Raw genomic sequence first — 4,815 nt, 5'->3', positions numbered from 1 at the left:
ATTTTGCAGCATCATTGCTACTCATTTCTATATACGCTGTAGGAACTTTTGCTGCAAGCCCTTCGGCTTTTCGAGTCATAGTTCCTGTATGATATTGGTACAATACGCGACCCGTTGTGAGTATTAACGGATATTTTTCGTCAACAACTTCTGCAGGTGCAACAAAGCTTACAGGATGAAACTTACCCTTTCCGCGAACAAATTTACCCACGTGTAAGATCTCTGTGCCTTCACTTTCTGCATCTGGACACGGCCACTGAATGCCGGATTCTTCAATACGCTCGTAAGTTATACCTGCATATGAAGGCGTTACAGATGCCATCTCATCAAAGACAGCCGCAATGTTTTTTCCGTCTTCCGGTGCCAACGTTGCACCCATTTTAGCAGCAATGTTACACATAATTTGTGCATCATCACGTGCGCCTTGCGGTGGATTTACAGCCTTTCGAACACGCTGAACTCGTCGTTCTGTGTTGCTGAAGGTGCCATCTTTTTCCGCAAAACATGCAGCAGGCAGTACAACATCTGCAAGCTGTGCTGTCTCTGTTAAGAAAATATCCTGCACCACAAGGAACGGAATTTTCTCTAAACAATGTACAGCATGAGCAGAATCTGCGTGGGAAACAACCGGATTTTCACCAATAAGATACATCGCTTTAAGTGAACCTGTATCCACAGCATCGAACATTTGTCGCGATGTCATGCCATTAGAAGGAGACAATTTAACACCCCATGCTGCTTCAAAACGAGCACGGACTGCATCGTCTGTAACCTTTCCATAGGCAGGATACGTTACAGGAAGTGCGCCCATATCACAGGCACCCTGTACGTTATTTTGCCCGCGTAACGGATTCAAGCCGCCACCTTTTATACCAATGTTACCGCATAACATGGCAAGGTTTGCGAGCGCCTTTACGTTATCTGTCCCACTTACGTGCTGGGTGATTCCCATACAGTAGAGGATTGCGGCTCGCCCTTTGGCATACAAGTGCGCTGCTTTTTCAAGCTCAGCAACCGGAATACCGCACATCTTCTCTGCGTGCTCCGGAGTGAATGGCGCAAGGGATTGCGAATAGGCTGTGAATTCTTCTGTGCGTTCATCGATATACTCCTGATCGTGCAGACCATCGCGCAAAATAACATGCACAAGTGCGTTAATCCAGATCACATCTGTACCCGGCTGGGCCCGTAGCCAGACATCTGCAAAGCGTACAACATCTATCTTGCGCGGGTCTGACACAATCAGTTTTGTCCCGTGCTGTGTGATTGCACGCTTAAGCGCAGCACCCATCACAGGATGGTTCTCAGTAATGTTTGAGCCTGTAATAAGTACCGTGTCGGCATTTTTCAGGTCATCAATCGGGTTTGTCGCAGCACCACTTCCAAATGCGGCAGCCAGACCGGCTACCGTAGGAGAGTGTCAGTACCGTGCGCAGTGGTCGACATTATTTGTCCCGATAACTGCGCGTGCAAACTTCTGAAAAAGATAATTTTCTTCGTTAGTACAACGGGCAGAGGCAAGAACACCTATGGAATCCGCACCGTTTTCTGTTTTATATCCGCCTAATTTTTCGGCAATCAGGTCTAAAGCTTCATCCCATTCTGCAGGAACAAGCTCGCCGTCTTTGCGAATAAGCGGTGTCGTCAGTCGTTCGTCTGAGTTAATAAACTGCATCCCAAAGCGACCTTTTACACAAAGGCTACCGTTGTTCGGAGTAACATCAACTCCGTTTATCATCTGCACAACATTGTCTTTTACATGCAGATTCATCTGACAACCTACGCCGCAATAGGCGCATGTTGTACGAACAACTTCAGTCTCACAAACACGAGGCTTCTGGCGTGCCTTCTTCAAACTGAGCGCTCCTACAGGACAAACCTGCAAACACTCACCGCAGAAAACACAATCAGAATCGCCTAACGGCAGATCACATTTTGCAATAATCTTTGCATCACTGCCGCGATATCCAAAATCAATGGCGTTGTTAACCTGCACTTCTTTACAAGCCTGAACACAACGTCCACACAAAATACATTTGGAAAAATCGCGAATTAAAAACGGATTAGAAAAGTCCGGCTGATATTTAGGCTTTGGACGTTCAAATCGCTTACCTGTTGCATTGTAGCGGAATGCTAAATCCTGCAAACGGCAATCGCCTGTGGAAGGACAAAGCAAACAGTCATGCGAACCGGAGGAAAGCAACAATTCCAAGTTCATTTTACGTGATTTCACAACAGGCCTGGATTCTGTCTGCACATCCATGCCTGCACCCGCCGGTGCTGTACATGCAGCGATAAGGGAACGTGCACCTTTTACTTCCACCACACACATGCGACATGCACCTGTTGGTGAAGCATTTTTCAAATAGCATAATGTTGGAATAAAAATATCGTTTCTGCGCGCCACATCCAGAATGGTTTCACCTTGGGTGAACGCATAGCCCTTGCCATTAATGGTCAGTTCTAAGGTACTCATGTGTCACCGCCTAATCTATGGCATCAAACGGACATGCGGAGTAACAGCTCATACACTGCACACACAAATCCGTATTGATTTTTGCAACTTCTTTCTTCTTCCAATCCACTGCCCCAACAGGACAGACAGACGCACATTTGCCGCATTTTTTACAACGCTCATCAATTACTTTGAATTCCACCAGCGCCGGACAGCGCTTGGCTGGACATTTCTTATCAAAGATATGCGCTTCAAATTCTTCACGGAAATGACGGAGAACAGAAAGAACAGGGTTGGAAGCAGTCTGCCCCAGTCCGCATAACGCTGAACCGGTAATCATTTCAGACAACTCTTCAATCAGAGAAATATCTTCCGGTTTACCATGTCCTTCGCAAATACGTTCCAGAATTTCCAACTGCCTACGTGTGCCCTCTCGACACGGGGTACATTTACCGCAAGATTCTTCCTGAATAAACTCAAGGAAGAAACGAGCCATATCGACCATGCAGGTTTTGTCATCCATCACGATAACACCGCCGGAGCCCATGATGGCACCAACTTTAGCGATTTCTTCGTAGTCGACAACAACATCCATATGCTCTTCTGGAATACACCCGCCGGAAGGACCACCAAGCTGCACAGCTTTCAGCTTGCGTTTCTTAGGGATACCGCCGCCAATATCGTACACAATGGAACGCAGTGAAGTGCCCATAGGTACTTCAACCAGTCCGATATTATTGACATCGCCGGAAAGTGCGAACACTTTTGTGCCCTTGCTGTTCTCTGTACCAATGGAGGAATACCACTTGCCGCCGTTAACCATAATCTGCGCGACGTTTGCAAGGGTTTCTACGTTGTTAAGAATGGTAGGTTTCTTCCATAGACCCTGAGCGGCCGGGAACGGAGGACGCGGAATTGGCATGCCCCGTTTGCCTTCGATGGAGCGCATAAGTGCGGTTTCTTCACCACACACAAACGCACCGGCACCCTGATAGATAAAGATGTCAAAAGAGAAGCCCGTGCCCATAATATTTTCACCGAGCAAACCCATTTCGCGAGCTTGATCAATGGCAATTTGTACACGTTTAATAGCAAGCGGATATTCTGAGCGACAGTAAATATAGCCTTCTGTTGCATTAATCGCGCGTGCAGCAATGGTCATCCCTTCCAGCACAGCATGAGGATCAGCTTCCAGAATACTTCTGTCCATAAACGCGCCGGGGTCACCCTCGTCCGCGTTACAGAGCACATATTTAATGTCACTGTCGTTCTGTGCTGCAAAAGACCATTTCATGCCAGTCGGGAAACCGGCACCGCCACGACCACGAATACCGGCCGCTTTCATCTCATCGATAATGTCAGACGGCTGCATCTCCAGCAGGACTTTAGAGAGCCCGATATACCCTTCGCGACCAATATAGTCTTCGATGGATTCAGGATTAATGATCCCCTTATTGCGCAGCGTCCATGGCTTCTGTAATGCAAAAAATGGAATGTCGGAGAAGAGTGGAACCCGCTTTTTAGACTGCGGATCTTTATACATAAGACGTTCAATCGGCTTATGATTAACAAGATGCTCACTGACGATTTCAGCAACATCATCTCTGGTCATTTTCTGATAAAAAACATTATCAGGATGAACAACCATCAATGGGCCAAGCGCACAGAAACCGTTACAACCTGTTTCGACAATACGAACAGTATCTTCCAGCCCGTGCTTTGCAATTTCTTCGTGCAGCGCATCTTTCACTTTCAAACTGCCGGTGGCATGGCAGCCTGTACCGCCGCAAATCAAAAGATGGCGAATATTCGGCTCGGAGATACGAGCAGCATATTCCTGCTGCATCTCTGTAAGCTTTTGAGGAGTTACATGTGTCATAGGCTCTCCGTTAAGAATACTTTTCTAAAATTTTCAAAACGGACTCTGCGGTCACATCACCATGGATATCCCCATCAACAACCATAGCAGGAGCCAGACCACAAGCGCCGACACAGCGAACGCCTTCAAGATCAAAGCGTCTGTCTTCGGTTGTTTCGCCTTCCGCAATGTTATACTCGCCGGAAATTCGACCAATTACTTCGCGCGCACCTTTTACATAACAGGCTGTACCGGTACAAACCTTAATGGAGTTGCGCCCTTTAGGCTTAAGGGAAAAGAGGGAATAAAATGAAACCACACCGAACACATCGCTTGAAGGAATATTCATCCCCTTTGCAATATATTCGATAAGCGCCTGCGGGAACCAACCCACAACATTTTGTGCTTCGCGAAGTACTGTAATCAGCGCTCCGGGAGTTTCACGATGGCGCTCGATAACACAATCAACCTCTTTCCACATTTCTTGAGAAATTTCTTCACT

Annotated in this window: 3 protein-coding genes; all 3 read right to left on the bottom strand. The window is 47.1% G+C overall.

Annotated elements, in window-relative coordinates; genetic code table 11:
- The coding region (gene fdhF, locus MKHDV_RS19060; RefSeq protein ID WP_254060530.1) for a formate dehydrogenase subunit alpha at window positions 1–2,476 on the bottom strand (2,476 nt) is incomplete at its 3' end.
- A gap of 10 nt (window positions 2,477–2,486) precedes the next feature.
- On the bottom strand, window positions 2,487–4,334 hold the full coding sequence (gene nuoF, locus MKHDV_RS18420) for an NADH-quinone oxidoreductase subunit NuoF (RefSeq protein ID WP_160717934.1): 1,848 nt from the start codon (window positions 4,332–4,334) through the stop codon (window positions 2,487–2,489).
- A 10-nt stretch (window positions 4,335–4,344) separates the two neighbouring features.
- Window positions 4,345–4,815, bottom strand: a 471-nt coding sequence (locus tag MKHDV_RS18415; RefSeq protein WP_216846967.1) for an NAD(P)H-dependent oxidoreductase subunit E, incomplete at its 5' end; no start/stop codon positions are given.

The organism is Halodesulfovibrio sp. MK-HDV (genome assembly GCF_009914765.1).
Classification (GTDB): Bacteria; Desulfobacterota; Desulfovibrionia; order Desulfovibrionales; family Desulfovibrionaceae; genus Halodesulfovibrio.
This window is presented reverse-complemented; position numbering and strand designations above follow the sequence as displayed.